At 69.9% G+C, this 19,293-nt stretch carries 12 protein-coding genes; 9 read left to right on the forward strand and 3 right to left on the reverse strand.

Going from position 1 to position 19,293, the window contains the following annotated elements:
* Positions 1 to 21 precede the first annotated feature (21 nt).
* A complete protein-coding gene (locus tag B4U46_RS27050) occupies positions 22 to 1,551 on the reverse strand; it encodes a helix-turn-helix domain-containing protein (RefSeq protein ID WP_079430260.1) in 1,530 nt (509 codons plus the stop codon).
* A gap of 163 nt (positions 1,552 to 1,714) precedes the next feature.
* Positions 1,715 to 3,607 carry an amidohydrolase gene (locus tag B4U46_RS27055; RefSeq protein ID WP_079430261.1) on the reverse strand — a complete coding sequence of 631 codons (1,893 nt, stop codon included), beginning with the start codon at positions 3,605 to 3,607 and terminating at the stop codon, positions 1,715 to 1,717.
* Positions 3,608 to 3,728: 121 nt separating this feature from the next.
* Here B4U46_RS27055 and B4U46_RS27060 point away from each other — a divergent pair, with 121 nt between their 5' ends.
* From B4U46_RS27060 to B4U46_RS27080, 5 genes are all read left to right on the forward strand, one after another.
* Positions 3,729 to 4,721: a LacI family DNA-binding transcriptional regulator gene (locus B4U46_RS27060; protein WP_079430262.1), complete on the forward strand. Its 993-nt coding sequence runs from the start codon at positions 3,729 to 3,731 to the stop codon at positions 4,719 to 4,721.
* Positions 4,722 to 4,968: 247 nt separating this feature from the next.
* On the forward strand, positions 4,969 to 7,698 hold the full coding sequence (gene acnA / locus B4U46_RS27065; RefSeq protein ID WP_079430263.1) for an aconitate hydratase AcnA: 2,730 nt from the start codon (positions 4,969 to 4,971) through the stop codon (positions 7,696 to 7,698).
* A 218-nt stretch (positions 7,699 to 7,916) separates the two neighbouring features.
* Positions 7,917 to 9,344: an N-acetylglucosamine/diacetylchitobiose ABC transporter substrate-binding protein gene (ngcE, locus tag B4U46_RS27070; protein WP_079430264.1), complete on the forward strand. Its 1,428-nt coding sequence runs from the start codon at positions 7,917 to 7,919 to the stop codon at positions 9,342 to 9,344.
* A 38-nt stretch (positions 9,345 to 9,382) separates the two neighbouring features.
* Positions 9,383 to 10,327 carry a carbohydrate ABC transporter permease gene (locus B4U46_RS27075; protein ID WP_079430265.1) on the forward strand — a complete coding sequence of 315 codons (945 nt, stop codon included), beginning with the start codon at positions 9,383 to 9,385 and terminating at the stop codon, positions 10,325 to 10,327.
* 12 nt (positions 10,328 to 10,339) lie between these two features.
* Positions 10,340 to 11,266 (forward strand): carbohydrate ABC transporter permease, encoded by a 927-nt coding sequence (locus B4U46_RS27080; protein ID WP_079430266.1) that lies wholly within the window; start codon positions 10,340 to 10,342, stop codon positions 11,264 to 11,266.
* Between the two features lie 7 nt (positions 11,267 to 11,273).
* Here B4U46_RS27080 and mgtA read toward each other — a convergent pair whose 3' ends face one another.
* Positions 11,274 to 14,021 carry a magnesium-translocating P-type ATPase gene (gene mgtA, locus B4U46_RS27085; protein WP_237293137.1) on the reverse strand — a complete coding sequence of 916 codons (2,748 nt, stop codon included), beginning with the start codon at positions 14,019 to 14,021 and terminating at the stop codon, positions 11,274 to 11,276.
* Positions 14,022 to 14,543: 522 nt separating this feature from the next.
* Here mgtA and B4U46_RS27090 point away from each other — a divergent pair.
* From B4U46_RS27090 to B4U46_RS27105, 4 genes are all read left to right on the forward strand, one after another.
* The gene (locus tag B4U46_RS27090; protein ID WP_079430267.1) at positions 14,544 to 15,758 is read left to right on the forward strand and encodes an ROK family transcriptional regulator; all 1,215 of its coding nucleotides are present in this window, start codon (positions 14,544 to 14,546) and stop codon (positions 15,756 to 15,758) included.
* Between the two features lie 118 nt (positions 15,759 to 15,876).
* The gene (locus tag B4U46_RS27095) at positions 15,877 to 16,992 is read left to right on the forward strand and encodes a sugar ABC transporter substrate-binding protein (protein ID WP_185117161.1); all 1,116 of its coding nucleotides are present in this window, start codon (positions 15,877 to 15,879) and stop codon (positions 16,990 to 16,992) included.
* 201 nt (positions 16,993 to 17,193) lie between these two features.
* Positions 17,194 to 17,982 carry an ATP-binding cassette domain-containing protein gene (locus B4U46_RS27100; protein ID WP_079430269.1) on the forward strand — a complete coding sequence of 263 codons (789 nt, stop codon included), beginning with the start codon at positions 17,194 to 17,196 and terminating at the stop codon, positions 17,980 to 17,982.
* Positions 17,983 to 18,011: 29 nt separating this feature from the next.
* Positions 18,012 to 19,271, forward strand: a complete 1,260-nt coding sequence (locus B4U46_RS27105; protein ID WP_100864077.1) for a sugar ABC transporter permease — start codon at positions 18,012 to 18,014, stop codon at positions 19,269 to 19,271.
* Positions 19,272 to 19,293: the final 22 nt, after the last annotated feature.

Below are 19,293 nucleotides of genomic sequence, written 5' to 3' on the forward strand. Positions count from 1 at the left end.
TCTTGGCGCTGAGGCGGTGGCCTAGATGTCGCGGAAGATCTCGATCTGGGCGCCCACCGAGTTGAGGCGTTCCGCCAGTTCCTCGTAGCCGCGGTTGATGACGTAGACGTTGCGCAGTACCGAGGTGCCCTCCGCCGCCATCATCGCCAGGAGGACCACCACCGCCGGGCGCAGGGCCGGCGGGCACATCATCTCCGCCGCGCGCCAGCGGGTGGGGCCCTCGACCAGGACGCGGTGGGGGTCCAGGAGCTGGAGGCGGCCGCCCAGGCGGTTGAGGTCCGTCAGGTAGATGGCGCGGTTGTCGTACACCCAGTCGTGGATCAGGGTCTGGCCCTGGGCCACCGCCGCGATGGCGGCGAAGAACGGGACGTTGTCGATGTTCAGCCCGGGGAAGGGCATCGGGTGGATCTTGTCGATCGGGGCTTCGAGCTTGGACGGGCGGACCGTGAGGTCGACCAGGCGGGTACGGCCGTTGTCGGCGACGTACTCCGCGGAGCGGTCGTGGTCCAGGCCCATCTCCTCCAGGACGGCCAGCTCGATCTCCATGAACTCGATCGGGACCCGGCGGATGGTGAGTTCGGACTCGGTGACGACCGCCGCGGCCAGGAGGCTCATGGCCTCGACCGGGTCCTCGGAGGGGGAGTAGTCCACGTCCGCGTCGATGACCGGCACGCCGTGCACCGTGAGGGTGGTGGTGCCGATGCCCTCGACCTTGACGCCCAGGGCCTCCAGGAAGAAGCAGAGGTCCTGGACCATGTAGTTGGACGAGGCGTTGCGGATGACGGTGACGCCGTCGTGGCGGGCCGCGGCCAGCAGGGCGTTCTCGGTGACCGTGTCCCCGCGCTCGGTCAGGACGATCGGGCGGCCGGGGGCGACGCCCGGCTCGACCTTGGCGTGGTAGATGCCCTCGGTCGCGGTGATGTCCAGGCCGAAGCGGCGCAGGGCGATCATGTGCGGCTCGATGGTGCGGGTGCCGAGGTCGCAGCCGCCGGCGTAGGGCAGGCGGAAGTGGTCCATGCGGTGCAGCAGGGGGCCCAGGAACATGATGATGCTGCGGGTGCGGACGGCCGCCTCCGCGTCGATGGCGTCCATGTCGAGGACGGCCGGGGGGATCAGCTCCAGGTCCACGCCGTCGTTGATCCAGCGGGTGCGGACGCCGATGGAGTTGAGGACCTCCAGGAGCCGGTAGACCTCCTCGATGCGGGCCACCCGGCGCAGCACCGTGCGGCCCTTGTTGAGCAGCGAGGCGCACAGCAGGGCGACGCACGCGTTCTTGCTCGTCTTGACGTCGATCGCGCCGGACAGGCGGCGGCCGCCGACGACGCGCAGGTGCATCGGGCCGGCATAGCCCAGGGAGACGATTTCGCTGTCGAGCGCTTCACCGATACGGGCGATCATCTCAAGGCTGATGTTCTGGTTGCCGCGCTCGATGCGGTTCACTGCGCTCTGGCTGGTGCCGAGTGCTTCGGCGAGCTGGGTCTGGGTCCAGCCCCGGTGCTGCCGGGCGTCACGGATGAGCTTGCCGATGCGTACGAGGTAGTCGTCTGCCATGGGTGCACGGTATCTCAGATATGAGATGGTGATCGCATCGGGCGGCGCGTATGGGTGATATACGGGTGTTGGGTGCTATATCGGGCTTACCGGTCGTCAGGTCGCGGCCCTGGGCGAGGGCCTGGTGCCCCCGCCTCAGGAACCCCTGCGGCCCGTCGCCGGATCAGTGCCCCGTGCAGCCGCAGGCGCGGTGGCGCCCGCCGTGGACCGCCGCGTACGCGGCGGGGCGCGGGGCCGCCGCCCCGCGGGCCAGGCCGGCCGTGGCCGCGCGGCCCGCCGCCGAGCCGGCGTCGTGCACCACGCGTCCGCCGACCAGGGTCATCCGCACCTGCGTCCCGCTGATGTCGGCCACCGGGCAGCGCGTCACATCCCGGTCCAGCAGCACCAGGTCCGCCGCCTTGCCCCGCTCCACGGTGCCGGTCAGCCCGTCCTGGCGCAGCTGCCAGGCCGTGCCCAGGGTGTGCATCCGCAGCGTGGAGGTCCGGCTCAGCGCCTCCAGCTCCGGGTGCAGGGCGCCCGCCCCGTACGCACCCTGCCGGTCGATGGCGGTACGCAGCTGGTTCCACACCTGGAGGGCGTCCACCGGCCAGTCCGAACCACCCGTCAGCCGGGCGCCGGCCCGCTCCAGGCTGCGCGCCGGGTACATCCACCGGTGCCGCTCGGGCCCGATGTACGGCAGCAGGGCCTCCATCGTCCAGGTGTCGGCGGAGGCCCACTGGAGCTGCATGCAGGCGGCCACCCCGAGCCGGGCGAACCGCGGCAGGTCGGCCGGGTCCACCAGCTGGAGGTGCGCGACCGTGTTGCGCAGGTCGCGCCTGCCCGTCACCCGGAGGGCGGCCTCGTACCCGTCCAGGGCGGTGCGCACGGCCCGGTCGCCCAGGCCGTGGGCGTGCATCTGCCAGCCGATCCCGTTGAACGCGGCGGTCAGCCGGCCGTAGTCGGCGGCCGAGGTGTACAGCTCGCCCCGGTTGGAGGTGGGCCGGCCCTGGCCGTCGAGGTACGGCTCCAGCAGCGCGGCCGTCTGCGCCGGATACTCGATGACCCCGTCCAGGAACACCTTCACCGTGCCGAAGCGCAGCCCGGCCACGCCCCGGAACTCCCGCTCCAGCCCCAGTGCGTAGGCCTTCGACGCCGCCGGGTCCTTGGTCTGCTCCACGTCCAGCCGGATGGCCGGCACGATCCGCTGCGGCAGCCGCCCGGCCGCGGAGAGCGCCTGGTAGAGCTCCAGTTCGTGCCGCCCGACCAGGGCGTCCATCATCGTCGTCACCCCGGAGGCCGCCGCCTGGGCCAGGACCTTGGCGCAGGCCTCGACCAGCTCGGCCCGGGTGGGCTGCGGGACGTGCCGCTTCACCAGGTCCTGCGCGTCGTCCTTCAGCACGCCCGTCGGCTGCCCGTCCGCGCCCTTGACGATCCGGCCGCCCGCCGGGTCGGGGGTGGCGGCCGTGATGCCGGCGATGTCCAGCGCCCGCTGACTCGCCCACAGGTTGTGCCCGTCGCCGCCGACCAGCACCACCGGCCGCCGGGTCGGCAGCGCGTCCAGCAGCGCGTGGTGCGGCAGGGTGCCGGCGGGCAGCAGCCCGACCGGGTTCCAGTCCTCCACCACCAGCCAGGTGTCGGGCTCGGCCCCGGCGCCGCCGGTGTCGGCGAGGAAGCCCGTGAGGATCTCCGTCAGCTCGGCGGCCGTGGTCTCCGCTCCCTCCAGCGAGGGCCGCAGCGACCGGTCCCCCGCGCCGAGGGGGTGCACGTGCCCGTCGTGGATGCCGCTCATCAGGGTGGCGCCGCGTCCGTCGACCACCTCGGTGTCCCGCCCGGCCGTCCGGCGCACCTCGGAGTCGCCGCCGACCGCCAGGATCCGCCCGTCGCGGCCGACCGCCACGGCCGTGGCCGGCGCGCCGCCCGGGGTACCGGTGAACACCCGCGCACCGTGCACCACCAGCGCCGCGGACCCACGCGCCGGGGCCGCCGAGGCACTGCCCGCGCCGGCGCCCAGCAGACCCGCCGCTCCGGCGGCGCCGGCCGCCGCGAGGAGCCCCCGCCGGGAAACAGAAGACGTCATGACCACTCCAAACCGTTGGCTGTGGCCAGGACACTGGGTGATTAACCCCTTAACCAGAACCCGCCCGCCGCGACGGATTCCGCACGGCGGCCCGTACCCCGCCGGCGCCCGGATCCGTACGATGACCCGCGTGCCGCCCGGACCGACCCTCGCCGACATCGCCCGCGCCGCGGAGGTGTCCACCGCCACGGTCTCGCACGCCCTCAACGGCACCGGCCGGCTCGGCGAGGGCACCCGCCGCCGGGTCCGCGAGATCGCGGCCGGCCTGGGCTACGGCGCCCCCCGCGCGCCGCGCACCCGCACCCTGGGCCTGGCCGTGACCACCTTCGCCGGCGCCCCCTGGAACTTCGTGGCCGTCGCCTACTTCTCCCGCTGGCTGACCGCCGCCACCTCCGCCGCCCACGCCCACGGCTACGCCCTGACCACCCTGCCCGCCGACCGCGGCGCCGGGACGGACTGGCACCTCCTCGCGGTGGACGGGATGCTGCTGCTCGACAGCCCGTACGACGACCCGGTGCTGCGCGTCCTGCGGGCCCGGGGCATCCCCCTGGTGTTCGACGGGCGCCCCGCCGGCCCCCGCCCGGGCGACGTCTGGGTGGACAACGACCACACCGCCACCACCCACGAGGTCCTCGACCACCTCGCCGCCGCCGGGGCGGGCCGCATCGCCCTGCACACCGGCTTCGGGGACGAGCACTACACCCGCGCCGTCACCGAGGCGTACGGGCACTGGTGCAAGCGGCGCGGCCGGACCCCGCTGCCGGTCCGCTTCGACCCCCACGACGGCCCCGGCCACGCCTTCGACCGGCTCTTCGCCGGGGGCGGGGCCGACGCCGTGTACTCCCTGTACGACCCGGGCGGCCGCCAGGCCCTGGCGGCCGCGGCCCGGCACGGCCTGTCGGTGCCCGGGGACCTCCTGCTGGTCTGCGCGAGCGAGGACCCGGGATACGCGGACTGTCACCCTCCGGTCAGCACGGTCACCCTCCACCCGGAGGCGCTGGCCGAGACGGCCGTGGCGGCCCTGGTCGCCCTGCTGGAGACGGGCACCCCGGCGGCCCCCGGCGGGCTCACCGTCCCGGCGACCCTGCTCCACCGGGCCTCGTCCCTGCGTTGAGGGCGGCGTGACGAGATGTGCGGCAGCAGTGGACGGGGCGTGCGGGGCGGCGCGACGTGCCGAGACGGACGCGGAGGCGTGCTGACCCGAGGTGCGGCCATGTACTAGAGTTATCTCGACATCGAGATATCTGCCGAAGGCGTACCGCAGCCGCCCCCATGGGTAAGGGCTACCTAACTTAGCCTTACCTTAGCGGATTGGCCACAGGGCGTGGCGGCAGGATGCGGTAATACGCGCGAAATCATGCATGAAGGAGACTGTCGTGTCGGCGAACAGCTTCGACGCCCGCAGCACGCTGCAGGTGGGCGACGAGTCGTACGAGATCTTCCGGCTGGACAAGGTTGAGGGCGCCGCCCGCCTTCCCTACAGCCTGAAGGTCCTGCTGGAGAACCTGCTCCGCACCGAGGACGGCGCGAACATCACCGCCGACCACATCCGGGCGCTCGGCGGCTGGGACTCCCAGGCGCAGCCCAGCCAGGAGATCCAGTTCACGCCGGCCCGCGTGATCATGCAGGACTTCACCGGCGTCCCCTGTGTCGTGGACCTCGCCACCATGCGCGAGGCCGTGAAGGACCTCGGCGGCGACCCGTCCAAGATCAACCCGCTGGCCCCGGCCGAGCTGGTCATCGACCACTCGGTCATCGCCGACAAGTTCGGCACCCACGAGGCGTTCGCCCAGAACGTGGAGCTGGAGTACGGCCGCAACAAGGAGCGCTACCAGTTCCTGCGCTGGGGCCAGACCGCCTTCGACGAGTTCAAGGTCGTCCCCCCGGGCACCGGCATCGTCCACCAGGTCAACATCGAGCACCTGGCCCGCACGATCATGGTCCGGGGCGGCCAGGCCTACCCGGACACCCTCGTCGGCACCGACTCGCACACCACCATGGTCAACGGCCTCGGCGTGCTCGGCTGGGGCGTCGGCGGCATCGAGGCCGAGGCCGCCATGCTCGGCCAGCCGGTCTCCATGCTGATCCCGCGCGTCGTCGGCTTCAAGCTGACCGGCGAGCTGCCGACCGGCACCACCGCCACCGACCTGGTGCTGACCATCACCGAGATGCTGCGCAAGCACGGCGTCGTCGGCAAGTTCGTCGAGTTCTACGGTGAGGGCGTCGCCGCCACCTCCCTCGCGAACCGCGCCACCATCGGCAACATGTCGCCGGAGTTCGGCTCGACCGCCGCGATCTTCCCGATCGACGACGAGACCCTGAAGTACCTGCGCCTGACGGGCCGCGACGCCCAGCAGGTCGCCCTGGTCGAGGCGTACGCCAAGGAGCAGGGCCTCTGGCTGGACCCGAAGGCCGAGCCGGACTTCTCCGAGAAGCTCGAGCTGGACCTCTCCACGGTCGTCCCGTCCATCGCCGGCCCGAAGCGCCCCCAGGACCGCATCGTCCTGGCCAACGCCTCGCAGCAGTTCGCCGTGGACGTCCTGAACTACGTGGACGACGCCGACGAGGCGGGCAAGGAGTCCTTCCCGGCCTCCGACTCCCCGGCCTCCTCCAACGGCGTGCCGAGCCGCCCGACCCAGGTCACCCTGGCCGACGGCACCTCCTTCGAGATCGACCACGGCGCCGTCACCGTCGCCGCGATCACCTCCTGCACCAACACCTCGAACCCCTACGTCATGGTCGCCGCGGCGCTCGTGGCCAAGAAGGCGGTCGAGAAGGGCCTGACCCGCAAGCCGTGGGTCAAGACCACCCTGGCCCCGGGCTCGAAGGTCGTCACCGACTACTTCGACAAGGCCGGCCTGACCCCGTACCTCGACAAGATGGGCTTCAACCTCGTCGGGTACGGCTGCACCACCTGCATCGGCAACTCCGGTCCGCTGGACGAGGAGATCTCGAAGGCGATCAACGAGCACGACCTCGCGGTCACCTCGGTCCTCTCGGGCAACCGCAACTTCGAGGGCCGCATCAACCCCGACGTCAAGATGAACTACCTGGCGTCCCCGCCGCTGGTCGTCGCGTACGCCATCGCGGGCTCCATGAAGGTGGACATCACCACCGAGGCCATCGGCACCGACACCGAGGGCAACCCGGTCTTCCTCAAGGACATCTGGCCCTCCGAGGCCGAGGTCAACGACGTCGTGGCCAACGCCATCGGCGAGGACATGTTCTCGAAGTCCTACGAGGACGTCTTCGCGGGTGACGCCCAGTGGCAGGCGCTGTCGATCCCGACCGGCAACACGTTCGAGTGGGACGCCGAGTCCACCTACGTCCGCAAGCCCCCCTACTTCGAGGGCATGACGATGGAGACCACCCCGGTCTCCGACATCGCCGGCGCCCGCGTGCTGGCGAAGCTGGGCGACTCGGTCACCACCGACCACATCTCCCCGGCGGGTGCGATCAAGGCCGACACCCCGGCCGGCAAGTACCTCACGGAGCACGGCGTCGAGCGCCGCGACTTCAACAGCTACGGTTCCCGCCGCGGCAACCACGAGGTCATGATCCGCGGTACCTTCGCCAACATCCGCCTGCGCAACCAGATCGCGCCGGGCACCGAGGGCGGCTTCACCCGCGACTTCACCGTCGAGGGCGCGCCGGTCGCGTTCATCTACGACGCCTCGCAGAACTACCAGGCCGCCGGCATCCCGCTGGTCATCCTGGCGGGCAAGGAGTACGGCTCGGGCTCGTCCCGCGACTGGGCCGCCAAGGGCACCGCGCTCCTCGGCGTCAAGGCCGTCATCGCCGAGTCCTACGAGCGCATCCACCGCTCGAACCTGATCGGCATGGGCGTCCTCCCGCTCCAGTTCCCCGAGGGCGCCACCGCGGCCTCCCTGGGCCTGACCGGCGAGGAGACCTTCTCCTTCACCGGCGTGGAGGAGCTGAACAACGGCACCACCCCGCGCACGGTCAAGGTCACCACCGACACCGGTGTCTCCTTCGACGCGGTCGTCCGCATCGACACGCCGGGTGAGGCGGACTACTACCGCAACGGCGGCATCATGCAGTACGTCCTCCGCAACCTCATCCGCGGCTAAGGGCGCGCCAGGCGGAGCGATCCGCCGGATATCGGCACCATAGGGCCGTACCCCCGACAAGGGGGTGCGGCCCTTCCGCTTTTCGGAGCGGAGGAATCAGATGACGGACAGGTCTCAACTCGGAAAAGCCGGGAACGATCCTTGTGCACGATCTTGCTGAGCGAAGCGGAAGTGGACTATACCTGTGCCCCAATCCTGACGAAGGCGAGGACTTGAGCATGGGATCCACCGGTGAGGGCCTCGGCCGCCGTGATCTGATCAAGCGCTCCGCAGCGCTCGGACTGATCGCCGTGCCGACGATGAGCTTCCTGTCCGCCTGCGCCTCCGGCGGCGGGGACACCTCCACGAAGGGCCCGGACAAGGGGCTCGTGTCCAAGGAGAACCCCTTCGGCCTCGCCAAGGGCGGCAAGCTGGACGTGGTCATCTTCAAGGGCGGCTTCGGCGACGACTACGCGAAGGCCTGGGAGGCGGCGTTCGACAAGAAGTGGGGCACCACCAGCTCCCACCTGGGCACCCAGGAGATCGCGGCCAAGCTCCAGCCCCGGTTCAACGGAGGCAACCCGCCGGACGTCCTCAACGACTCCGGCGCCCAGATGATCAAGATCGACGTGCTCGCCAAGGGCGGCCAGCTCGCCGATCTGACCGCCGTCCTCGACGCCCCCTCGATCGACGACCCGAACAAGAAGGTCCGCGACACCCTGATCGCCGGCACCGTCGAACAGGGCACGCAGGCCGGCAAGTTCGTCGCCCTCAACTACGTCTACACCGTCTTCGGGTTCTGGTACTCCGGCAAGCTCTTCAAGGAGAAGGGCTGGACCGAGCCCAAGACCTGGGACGAGTTCCTGGGCGTCTGCGCCAAGGCCAAGGAAGCCGGCATCGGCGGCCTGGCCCACCAGGGGAAGTACCCCTACTACATCAACGTCGTGATCATGGACCTGATCGCCAAGAAGGGCGGTCTGGAGGCCATGAAGGCCATCGACAACCTCTCCCCGAACGCCTTCGAGGGCAACCCGGCCGCCCTGGCCGCCATCGAGGCCGTCTACGAGGTGGTCGAGAAGGGCTACCTGATGCCCGGCACCAACGGCCTCACCCACACGGAGGCACAGACCGCCTGGAACCAGTACAAGGCGGCCTTCATCCCCTCCGGCTCCTGGCTGGAGAACGAGCAGCTCAAGCAGACCCCGGACGACTTCGACATGAAGTTCCTGCCGGTACCGGTGCTCGCCGACAGCAAGCTGCCCTTCACCGCCATCCGGGCGGGCGCCAACGAGGCCTTCGTCGTCCCGGAGAAGGCCGCCAACAAGGCAGGCGGCCTGGAGTTCCTGCGCACCATGCTCTCCCGCGAATGGTCGACGACCTTCGCCCAGCAGGCCAACTCGCTCACCGTCGTCAAGGACGGCGTCGACCCGTCCGTCAAGCTCCGGCCGGGCACCCAGTCCGCCGTCGCCGCGGTCAAGGCCGCCGGGACCGACACCTTCAACTACCTCTACCCCGACTGGTACAGCGAGATGGACACCGACATCCAGAACGCGTCCAACGAGCTGATGGCCCAGCGCATCCAGCCGAAGGAGTGGATCAAGCGGGCCCAGGCCGCGGTGGACAAGGCCGCCAAGGACCCCAACGCCAAGAACAACCACCGCAGCTGACCCCACGTCCACCGGCGGCGTCACCAGGGACGGACACCATGAGCCACGTAGCCCGGAGCAAGGGACGGGCCGGCTTCATCGCCGGCTTCCTCATCCTGCCGCTCGCGCTGTACCTGACCTTCGTCATCTGGCCGTACGTGCAGACGTTCGGCTACTCCTTCACCAACTGGTCCGGCCAGTCCCCGACGTTCGGCTTCGTCGGCCTGGAGAACTACGCGGCCCTGATGGAGGACGAGGTCTTCCGCAGCGCCCTGTGGCACAACCTGCTGCTCCTGGTGTTCGTCCCCGTCATCACCATCCTGCTCGCCCTCTTCTTCGCCTTCATGGTGAACGCGGGAGGGCGCAGCGGGGCCGGCGGGGTGCGGGGCGTCCGGGGATCGGCGTTCTACAAGATCGTCTACTTCTTCCCGCAGGTCCTGTCCCTCGCCATCCTCGCCGTCCTCTTCGGAGCGGTGTACCGCAGTGACACGGGCGGCCTGCTGAACGCGTTCCTCGCCAAGCTGGGCCTGGTCGACCCGGCCCACCCCGTCGAATGGCTCAACCAGCCGGACCTGGTCCTGTGGTGCCTGCTGCTCGTGGTGGTCTGGCACGGGGTCGGCTTCTACCTCGTCCTCTTCTCGGCCGCCATGCAGTCGGTCCCCAAGGACATCTACGAGGCCGCGCTGCTCGACGGCGCGGGCCGCGGCCAGACCTTCCTCAGGGTCACGCTGCCCCTGCTGTGGGACTCCGTGCAGACCTCGGCGGTCTACCTGGGCATCGCCGCCATGGACATGTTCGTCCTGGTGTCCACCATGACCTCCGGCCAGTTCGGCGGCGGCCCGGACCACCACAGCGAGGTCATGGCGACCGTGCTGATGCGCAACTTCCTCTATTTCGGCAAGAGTGGCTACGCGTGCGCCATGGGCGTCGTGATGCTGCTCCTGACCATGATCCTCTCCGTCGTCACGCTGCGCGCCACCCGCCGCGAGCGCATCGAGTTCTGAGCGGGAGACCCGATGACCACAGTGATCAAGGCACCAGGCGAGCCGGCCGCCGAGCGGTCCCGGGGGAGCGGCCGCCCCGGGGGCGGCGGCAGGGCCCGCTCCGACGGCATGGTGCTGAACGTCTTCTCCCACGGCTTCCTCGCCGTCTGGGCCATACTGATCGTCCTGCCCCTGGTGTGGCTGGCGCTCGGTTCCTTCAAGACCGACTCCGAGATCGGCGCCTCGGCGCTGAGCCGGCCGACGAACTGGCACTTCGACGCCTTCGCCCGGGCCTGGGACAAGGGCATCGGCGGCTACTTCGGCCACACCCTGATCGTGCTGGCCTTCTCCGTCCCGCTGACCATGCTGCTCGGCTCGATGGCCGCGTACGTCCTGGCCCGTTACCCCTTTCCAGGGAACCGGATCATCTACTACTTCTTCGTCAGCGGGGCGATGTTCCCCGTCTTCCTGGCGCTCGTGCCGCTGTTCTTCATGGTCAAGCGGCTCGACCTGCTGAACACGTACCAGGGGCTGATCCTGGTCTACATCGCCTACTCGATGCCCTTCACCGTCTTCTTCATGCACTCCTTCTTCCGCACCCTGCCGACGGCGGTGCACGAGGCGGCGGTCATCGACGGGGCCTCCGACACCCGGATCTTCTTCCAGGTGATGCTGCCGATGGCCAGGCCGGGCCTGATCAGCGTGGGGATATTCAACGTCCTGGGCCAGTGGAACCAGTACATCCTGCCCTCCGTGCTGATGCAGCCCCAGAGCGGATCGGACCCCGAGCGCTACATGCTCACCCAGGGCCTGATCCAGCTCCAGTACCAGATGGGCTACCAGACGGACCTGCCGGTGCTCTTCGCCGGCGTGACCATCGCCATGATCCCGATGCTGGTGGTCTACCTGTCCTTCCAGCGCCAGATCCAGGCGGGTCTGACCTCGGCCACCCTCAAGTAGGGCCCGCCTACAGCCAGGTGCCGAAGCGCCGGACGTACCAGGTCTTCACCAACTGGGTCAGCGTGCAGTACGCGAGGAGCACGCCGATCAGCCAGGGGAAGTAGCCGGCCGGCAGGGCGGTGAAGCCCAGCGCGGGGGCCAGCGGCGAGAAGGGCAGCCAGAGCCCGGTCAGCACCGCCAGGACGGTCATCACCATCACCGGCCAGGAGGCGCGGGACTGGAGGAAGGGGATCTTGCGGGTCCGGATCATGTGGACGACGAGGGTCTGCGAGAGCAGGCCCTCGACGAACCAGCCGGTCTGGAAGAGCGAGGCCTCGCCCACGGTGTTGGCGGCGAACACGTTCCACATGACCACGAACATGGCGATGTCGAAGACCGAGCTGATGGGGCCGATCGTCACCATGAAGCGGAAGATGCCCTTGGCGTCCCAGTTCCGCGGCTTGCGCAGGTACTCCTCGTCCATCCGGTCCCAGGGCGTGGCCAGCTGGGCGATGTCGTAGACCAGGTTCTGCACCAGCAGCATGATCGCGAGCATCGGCTGGAAGGGGATGAAGGCGCTCGCCACCAGGACCGAGAAGACGTTGCCGAAGTTCGACGAGGCCGTCATCTTGATGTACTTGACGGTGTTGCCGAAGGTGGTGCGGCCCTGGACCACGCCCTGCTCCAGGACGGTCAGGTCCTTCTCCAGCAGGATGATGTCCGCCGACTCCTTGGCGATGTCCACGGCCGTGTCGACGGAGATGCCGACGTCGGCGTCCCGCAGCGCGGCCGCGTCGTTGATGCCGTCCCCGAGGAAGCCGACCGTGTGGCCGTCCGCCTGCAGGGACCGGACGATCCGGGCCTTCTGGACCGGGTTGACCTTGGCGAAGACCGTCGTACGGGCGGCCAGCGCGCGCAGCTCGGTGTCGTCGAGGGCGTCCACCTCGGAGCCGGGCACCACCCGGCCCACCTCGATGCCGACGTCGGCGCAGACCCGGGCCGCGACCAGCTCGTTGTCGCCGGTGACCACCTTGACCGCGATGCCCTTGTCGGCCAGGCCCTGCAGGGCCCGGGCGGCGGAGGCCTTCGGCGGGTCGAGGAAGGCGAGGAAGCCGACCAGGGTCAGCTGGTCCTCGTCCGCGACGGTGTAGGTGTCGCGCGGGGATGCGATCCGGCGGGTGGCCACGGCCAGGACGCGCAGGCCGGCGCGGTTGTTGTCCGCGGCGATGGCGGTGACGCGGTGGCGCAGCTCCTCGGTGAGGGCGACCCGCTCGCCCCCGTCCGTCATGTGGGTGCAGAGCTCCAGGACCTCCTCGACCGCACCCTTGGTGATCACCACGTGTTCGGAGCGGCCGGGGCCGTCCGACATCGAGTTGCGGTTGAGGACCACGGACATCCGCCGGCGGGCGAAGTCGAAGGGGATCTCGTCGACCATCGTGAACCGTGCGTCGACGACAACCTCCTCGGCCTCGTTCACCCGGTCGATGACCGCCTGGTCCAGCAGGTTGCGCAGGCCGGTCTGGAAGTGCGCGTTGAGGTAGCCGTACTCCAGGACCTCGGCGTCCTCGGCGCCGTGCACGTCCAGGTAGCGGTCCAGGACGATCCGGTCCTCGGTGAGGGTGCCGGTCTTGTCCGTGCAGAGGACGTCCATGGCGCCCAGGTTCTGGATGGCGTTGAGCCGCTTGACGACGACCTTGCGCTTGGCCATGGCCACCGCGCCGCGCGCCAGGTTGGCGGAGACGACCATCGGCAGCATCTCCGGGGTCAGGCCCACCGCGACGGCGACACCGAAGAGGAAGGCCTCTTCCCAGTCGCCCTTGGTCAGCCCGTTGATCATGAAGACGACCGGGACCATCACCAGCATGAAGCGGATCAGCAGGAAGCTGACCTTGCGTACGCCGGTGTCGAAGTTGGTCTGCGGGCGTTCGCCGACGAGGCTGCCGGCCATCGAGCCGAAGTAGGTGCCGGAGCCGGTGGCGACGACCACGCCCGTGGCGGTGCCGGAGGTGACGGAGGTGCCCATCAGGCAGAGGTTGTCGGCCTCCACCGGGTCGGTCGTCGTGTGCTGGCCGAGGTCCTCCGTCCTGGGGGTCCCCCCAGCGGAGCGAGGGGGAGTGTCGGCCTTCGCCACCGGCAACGACTCGCCCGACAGGGCCGCCTGGCTGACCATCAGGTCCTTGGAGGTGATCAGCCGCAGGTCGGCCGGGATCAGGTCGCCGGCGGCCAGCCGCACCAGGTCGCCCGGGACCACCTGCTCCATCGGGATCTCGAGCGTGGTCGGGACCGAGCCGCTGCCGGCCCGGCGCTGCACCGCACAGGTGGTGGTGACGAGCTTCTTCAGGGCGTCGGCGGCCCGCCCCGAGCGGTACTCCTGCCAGAACCGCAGCAGGCCGCTGACCGCCACCATCACGGAGAGGATCAGGACGCCGGGGTCCTTCGGGTCCTGCCAGAACATGACGGCGGCCAGGAAGACCAGCACGCCGATGAAGGGGTTCCAGAAGGCCTTCGCGAGCTGCGCCGTCCAGTGCGGGGCGCGCTCCCGGGCGACCACGTTGGGTCCGTGGAGTCCCAGGCGGCGCACGGCCTCGCCGTGCGTGAGGCCGCCCCGGGAGGTGTCGGTGTCCTGGAGGACCCGGACGGCGGGGCGGGCGCTGATGTCCGCGAGGCGCTCGCCCGCGAGGCGGGTGGCGGACTCCAGCTCGGCGGCCTTGCGCTCGCGGCGGTTCCGGCCCGGCGGTGCGAGCTTCGTCGGGGTACGGGCGGTGAGCATGGTCATGACGAATACCTCCCTCCACCGCGTCCGGGCAGCGCGTAGCCGCGCGGTCACGTGGAGTGGTCATGGTGCGGCGCGGGGTGGCGGGAGCCGCCACGCGGGTGCGCCGTGGACATGGATGACGTATGCCTGACAGGAGAGTCAGGGCATACGGAAAGAAGGAAGGGAAAAGGAGCGTTCCTCAGGCGGAACGGTCAGCCGACGAGAGCGCGGCGAAGACTTCGATCGGGACTCATCCCGAACACCTCCTCGCATCGCGCCGTCAGTACGCGGCGCCAGGTCCGGCCTGGAGGCCGCAGAGGACCGGCGCCTCAGCGACCGTAACACGATCCCGGAGGGCGGTGTTCATCCTTTTGGTCGGCCGTGTCCGTTTCGGCATGTGTCCGGCCCTTGACGCCAGAGGGGCCAAACGCTCGACTTAAGGTTCACAAGTTGGAGAGACGCCGGGGTCTCGGAGCAGGCAGCCTTGACGACCGGCCGGGGGGCGACGGATGGCCGTCGCTTATGGGCAGGAGTGGATGAGTCGTGCAGACTCCCGGATCGCAGTCCTCACTGCATCGCGCGAATCTCGAACGGGTCGTGCGGGCGGTGCGCCTCGCGGGTTCGCTGACCCAGGCGGAGATCGCCCGTACCACCGGACTGTCGGCGGCCACGGTCTCCAACATCGTCCGTGAGCTCAAGGAGGGCGGGACGGTCGAGGTCACCGACACCTCGGCGGGCGGCCGGCGGGCCCGCAGCGTCTCGCTCAGCGGGGACGCTGGCATCGTGATCGGCGTGGATTTCGGCCACACCCACCTGCGGGTGGCCGTCGGCAACCTCGCCCACCAGGTGCTGGCCGAGGAGTCCGAGCCGCTGGACGTGGACGCCTCCTGGGCGGAGGGCTTCGACCGGGCGGAAGCGCTGGTGGGACGGCTGGTCCAGCAGGTCGGCGTGGCCCGTGACAAGGTCATCGGCGTCGGGCTCGGCGTGCCGGGTCCCATCGACGTCGAGTCCGGGACCCTGGGCTCCACCGCGATCCTGCCGGGCTGGGCGGGGATCAATCCGCGCCAGGAGCTCTCCCGGCGCCTGGGCGTCCCCGTCTACGTGGACAACGACGCGAACCTCGGCGCGCTGGGCGAGCTGGTGTGGGGGAGTGGGCGGGGGGTCAGGGACCTGGCGTACATCAAGGTCGCCAGCGGTGTGGGGGCCGGCCTGGTGATCAACGGCCAGATCTACCGCGGCCCGGGCGGTACCGCCGGGGAGATCGGGCACATCACCCTGGACGAGTCGGGCCCGGTCTGCCGCTGCGGCAACCGCGGCTGCCTGGAGACCTTCGCCGCCGCCCGCTACGTGCTGCCCCTGCTCCAGGGCAGCCACGGGCCGGAGCTGACGATGGAGAAGGTGGTCGAGCTGGCCCGGGAGGGCGACCCGGGCTGCCGACGGGTCATCACCGACGTGGGCCGGCACGTCGGCAGCGGCGTGGCCAGCCTGTGCAACCTGCTGAACCCGAGCCGGATCGTGCTCGGCGGCTCGCTGGCGGACGCGGGTGAGCTGGTCCTGGCGCCCATCAGGGAATCCGTGGGGCGGTACGCGATCCCCAGCGCGGCCCGGCAGCTGTCCGTGCTGACCGGCTCCCTGGGCAGCCGGGCGGAGGTACTCGGCGCACTCGCCCTCGTACTCAGTGAGATGGGCGATTCGACGCTTTTGGCAGAAAATGGAATGGGAGTGCGCGCCCCCGCCGCTCTGTCTTCACTTAGATAACGGATGACTCCGTTGTCATCTCGTTAAGGATTCACTCCTTGACGGCAAACTCGCGGCCGGGGTTGACTCACATCCACCTCGGCCGCAGCGTTGCGGCCTCGTCAGGGAGGTTCACTTCATGAACACGCGTATGCGTAGAGCCGCCGTTGCCGTAGCCGCCGGCGCCATGGCCGTCTCGCTGGCCGCCTGTGGCAGCGCCAAGGAGGCGGGGGGCGAGAAGAAGCCCTCGGGCACCGCCGCCGCCGGTGATGCGATCAAGGTCGGTCTGCTCCTGCCGGAGAACCAGACCGCGCGCTACGAGAAGTTCGACAAGCCGCTGATCGAGAAGAAGATCTCCGATCTCACGGGCGGCAAGGCCCAGGTGGTCTACGCGAACGCCAAGCAGGACGCGACCACGCAGAACTCCCAGGTCGACACGATGATCACCAACAAGGTGAACGTCCTCATCATCGACGCCGTGGACGCCAAGGCCATCGCGGGCTCGGTCAAGAAGGCCAAGGACGCCGGCATCCCGGTCGTCGCCTACGACCGTCTGGCGGAGGGCCCGATCGACGGCTACACCTCCTTCGACAACGAAGAGGTCGGCAAGGTGCAGGGCAAGGCCCTGCTGGAGGCCCTGGGCGACAAGGCCAAGGACGGCCAGATCGTCATGATGAACGGCTCCGTCACCGACCCCAACGCCGCACTGTTCAAGAAGGGCGCGCACTCCGTCCTCGAGGGCAAGGTGAACATCGGCAAGGAGTACGACACCAAGGAGTGGAAGCCGGAGAACGCCAACACCAACATGGCGGGCGCCCTCTCCGCGCTCGGCAAGGACAAGGTGATCGGCGTCTACTCCGCCAACGACGGCATGGCGGGCGGCGTCATCACCGCCCTCAAGGCCGCCGGTCTCAACCCCCTGCCCCCGGTCACCGGCCAGGACGCCGAGCTCGCCGGTGTCCAGCGCATCGTCGCGGGCGAGCAGTTCATGAGCGTCTACAAGCCGTACGCCCCCGAGGCCGCGGCCGCCGCCGAGATGGCCGTCGCCCTCGCCCAGGGCAAGAAGGCCGACGACATCATCAACAACAAGGTCGACAGCCCGACCACCAAGGGCGTCCCCGCCGTGCTGATCCCGGTCGTCTCGCTGACCAAGAACAACATCAAGGACACCGTCGTCAAGGACGGCGTCTACACGGTCGACGAGATCTGCACCGACAAGTACGCGGCCGCCTGCGCCACCCTCGGCCTCAAGTAAGGCCCGCGGCCCCCTCGCCCCCCTTGTGCGGCGACACGGCCCCCCTGCCCTGCCCGGCGCCCCGCCCCTCATGCCCCCGCCACCCGCGGGGCGCCGGGCAGAAACGTTTCATCCTTCGCTCGACATTCGGGCGACGTATCCCCCGTCCACCCCGCTCCTGCTCTTTTGCACGACATCCCCGCCGGTCAGGCGGCGAAGGAGATGGTTCATGTGTCCGCTGCGCCCGTGCTGGCGTTGCGAGGGGTCTCGAAGCGGTTCGGTGCCGTCCAGGCCCTGACCGACGTAGAACTCGAGATCCACTCCGGTGAGGTGGTCGCCCTCGTCGGCGACAACGGCGCCGGCAAGTCCACGCTGGTCAAGACGATCGCCGGCGTGCACCCCATCGATGACGGAGTCATCGAGTGGGACGGCCGCCCGGTCTCCATCGGCAAGCCCCACGACGCCCAGAACCTCGGCATCGCGACCGTCTACCAGGACCTCGCGCTGTGCGACAACATCGACGTCGTGGGCAACCTCTTCCTGGGCCGCGAGCTCAAGCGCTACGGCGTGCTCGACGAGGTGGAGATGGAGCGCCGCGCCCGCGAGCTCCTCACCACCCTGTCCATCCGGATCCCCAGCGTCCGGATCCCCATCGCCTCCCTCTCGGGCGGCCAGCGCCAGACCGTGGCGATCGCCCGCTCGATGCTCGGCGAGCCCCGCCTCGTGATCCTCGACGAGCCCACCGCCGCCCTCGGCGTCGAGCAGACCGCGCAGGTCCTCGACCTGGTCGAGCGGCTGCGCGAGCGCGGCCACGCCGTCATCCTCATCAGCCACAACATGGCCGACGTGAAGGCCGTGGCCGACAAGGTGGCGGTGCTGCGGCTGGGCCGCAACAACGGCGTCTTCAACGTCGCCGACACCTCGCAGGAAGAGATCATCTCCGCCATCACCGGGGCCACGGACAACGCCGTGACCCGCCGGGCGGCCCGCACCGGGGAGGCCCGCAAGTGAGCACCGAACACCACACCGCGGCGGAGGACGTGGCCAAGCTGGCCAACCCGGCCGCCCCGGCGGACGCGATACCCGTGGTGGACCCCCGCCTGCTCGTGCGCGAGCGGGGCCTGTCCGGCTACCTGAGCGAGTTCGGCCGCAAGATGAAGGCCGGCGACCTGGGCTCGATCCCGGTCGTCCTCGGCCTGATCATCATCTGGGGCATCTTCCAGGGCCTGAACTCGAACTTCCTCTCCCCGGAGAACCTCTCCAACATCGCCATCACGATGGTCGCCACCGGCATGATGGCCGTCGGCATCATCTTCGTGCTGCTGCTCGGCGAGATCGACCTGTCGGTCGGCTCGGTCAGCGGTGTCTCGGGCGCGATCGTCGCCGTCCTCGCCGTCACCCACGGCGTCAACGAATGGGTCGCCATCCTCGCCGCCGTCGCCGGCGGCGCCCTGATCGGCGCACTCCACGGCTTCTTCTTCGCCAAGATCGGCGCCCCCGCCTTCGCGGTCACCCTCTCCGGCCTGCTGTTCTGGTCCGGTGCCATGCTCCAGATCCTCGGCAGCAACGGCACCATCAACCTCGACCCCGACGGCGTGGTCGGCAAGCTCACCACGTACTACTTCTCCGACGTGGCCGCCGGATACGGTCTCGCGGCGGTCGCCGTGGTGGCCTACTTCCTCGCCTCCTACACCGACAACCGCCGCCGGGAGGCCGCCGGGGTCCCCTCGCGGCCGCTGAGCGAGGTCCTGCTGCGCACGGGCCTGCTGGCCGTGTTCACCTTCGGCCCCGCCGTCGTGTTCAACCAGTACAAGGGCCTGCCGCTCGCGGTCGTCCTCTTCGTCCTGGCGCTGGTCGGCACGGACTTCGTCCTGCGCCGCACCACCTTCGGCCGCAACGTCTTCGCCCTCGGCGGCAGCGTCGAGGCCTCCCGCCGCGCCGGCATCAACGTCAACGGCATCCGCATCGCCGTCTTCGCCATCGCCGGCACCTTCGCCGCCATCGGAGGCCTCTTCTGGGCCTCCAAGATCGCGGCGGCCAACCAGAGCGCCGGCGCCGGCGACCTGCTGATGAACGTGATCGCGGCGGCCGTCATCGGCGGCACCAGCCTCTTCGGCGGCCGCGGCCGCACCTGGAACGCCCTCCTCGGCGTCATGGTCATCACCTCCATCCAGTACGGTCTGGCCCTGGAGGGGATCGCGACTCCGATCCAGTACATGATCACCGGTGCGGTACTGCTCGCCACCGTGGTCATCGACTCGGTCACCCGCAAGACCCAGAAGACCGCCGGACGCGCCTGACCGCGCGTCCGGGGCGTCACCC

Source organism: Streptomyces katrae (assembly GCF_002028425.1).
GTDB lineage: Bacteria > Actinomycetota > Actinomycetes > Streptomycetales > Streptomycetaceae > Streptomyces > Streptomyces katrae_A.